Raw genomic sequence first — 2,265 nt, 5'->3', positions numbered from 1 at the left:
TCCGAGTACGCGGGTGCGCCCGCGGAGCACACCGAGCAAGACAACCCTATTGAGTGGGGTAGTGAGGCGCCCGCTTCAACGTCTTTATCAACATTAACCGCAGAGGCGTCGATGGCTCTGGAGCAGTCTGTAGAGGCCGTCAGTGATGGTTTAGCTCAGCAAATGGCCAAACTCAATCTTGAGCCAGAGTCGGTCGCACCCCTGCCACCTCTTAGCGACGATATTGAGACGTACCTTAATAAGCTGTCTGAGCTCAACATGGCGACGCTTGATGCGCAGGTGCGTGAGCAAAATTTACGCTCGCAACCGGACAGTCTGGAAACCGAGTTGAGCCTCATCGGCGCCCCCGTCAGCGTGACCCCGGTGGTGAGTACGTCTTCAAGAGCGTCAAAGGAGGTGCAAACCGCCGGCTTGATGTTGGGCAGCCTTGTGCAAATCGACAACGGAGCGTGGCAAGCCCGGATTAACGTGCATGGCCGTTGGCATAAAGTGCAAAAAGGCACCGTGGTCGGAACCTTGTCGATTGTCAGCGTGAGTGAGCAAGGCGTTCGTTTGCGTGATAACGGCGCGCATCGCTTTCTACGTATGGAGGGGTTTTGATGAATGAATCCAGACATGACCTGTCTTTATTGCACGACCAAACCTTACTTGAGCTGTGCATCGAAGATGGCCACACCATTGTGGATGAGGAGGGGGTGATTTGGGTGGACTGTTATGACAGCCCAAAACACGCTGATATTCGCCGTTACGTACAAGAGACGGAATCGCTCAGTGGCGGGCGCTTTTTTGCTCGTGCCCCGATGGTGAAATTAACCGATGAAACGCGTGTGCAAACCTTACTGGATATGGCGCGCACGCTACTCAATCAAGAGACGCAAGCCGCGTTGGAGTCGGCCTATGGCGATAAACTGACGCAGCTATGTCAAGCGGCGGTGGAGGTCAAAGCCTCTGATATTCACCTTGAAGTGCATCGCAACAGTACCTCTATTTTGCTGCGCGTGGATGGGCGCCGTGAAAGGCTCAAAATCTTTGCAGGCGGGGAGAGCGCTGAGCGACTTGACCGCGCGGTTGGGCAATCTTTGGCGGCGTATATCTTCAGTTTGGGTAACTCCAACTATTCACCCAGACTGCCACTCAATGACCGCTTTGAACTCCCTTGTTCCGTCACAAAGCTGGATGAGGAGGGAGAAAGTCACCGTGTCACTATTATGGTGGAGTGGCGCGTCGCGATGATGCCGCTCAGTCACGGCATTAAATTGGTACTGCGTTGTTTGACGCCCCTTGGGGAGCCTCTCACGCTTGATAATATGGATTTGTTGCCTGCTCAGCGTGATTTACTGGAAAGTAAAATGCAGCGACGCTCAGGCATTATTGTGCTCACCGGCCCCATGGGCTCAGGAAAAACCTCGTTAGTGTACGCCTTGTTTGACACGGTTGACCGCGTGGCGCGTTGCTGCCATACGCTCGAAGACCCGATTGAGTTTGAACAAACGGGCATCACAAAAACCTTGGTTGAGCCCAAGCGTGAGTTGGTCGATGGCTCGGGGCAATACCTAGATTACACCTTCTATGCCTTAGAGCAGCTTCGCCAAGACATCGATATCACCTCGTTTGGTGAGCTTCGAAGTCATGACACCACCAAAGAGTTTACGCGCAAAGGTGAAACGGGTGGTTTAGCTCTCTCAACCTTGCACGCCAACAGCGCCCTTGGGGTGCCGGCTATTTTTATTGAGCAGCTCGGCATCCCGTCTTCCATTGTTTCTGCGCCAGGATTGATGCAGCTCTTTACCCACCAAAAGCTGGTGCGAAAGTTGTGTCCGCACTGCGCCTTAACCCTGGATGAAGCGAAAGCGGTCTATGACCATCACGATGAGCAAGCCGCTTATCAAACCAAGTTGACTCAAGTTTCAACGCTGTTACCCGAGGCGCATCATCAAGTGCGCGTAAAGCATCCTGCTGGCTGCAAGTATTGCCGTCAAACGGGTGAAAGTGGCCGTTTGTTGGTGTTGGAGCTTATTGCCATCGAAGATGCGGACCGCGAGTTCATTAAAGCGCAGGACTATTTAGGATGGAGTCGTTATCTACAGGCGCAAGGCTGGCCCGATATTCGTCGTCATACCCTTCATCGCATTGCGCTTGGTCAAGTGGACATTGCGTCCGCCTCCGAGCAAGTGGATGGCTTGATGCCGGTGTCCTCTCAATCTTTATATCAACAAATCGGTCAAGAGATGGATGAGCAGGCCACCTCAAAGCAAACGGAGGTCA

2 protein-coding genes are annotated in these 2,265 nt (G+C 53.3%); both read left to right on the top strand.

The features are described from left to right. Positions 1 to 600, top strand: a 600-nt coding sequence (locus AB6D93_RS23855) for a hypothetical protein (protein WP_372159241.1), incomplete at its 5' end; no start/stop codon positions are given. Next, positions 600 to 2,265 (top strand): GspE/PulE family protein (locus AB6D93_RS23850; protein ID WP_372159240.1); only part of this gene is annotated, 1,666 nt, incomplete at its 3' end. The genes AB6D93_RS23855 and AB6D93_RS23850, both read left to right, overlap by 1 nt.

Source organism: Vibrio sp. 10N.247.310.23, from assembly GCF_041467155.1.
Classification (GTDB): domain Bacteria; phylum Pseudomonadota; class Gammaproteobacteria; order Enterobacterales; family Vibrionaceae; genus Vibrio; species Vibrio crassostreae_C.
Note: the sequence above shows the minus strand (reverse complement) of the source record. Positions and strands in the feature narration are given on the sequence as shown.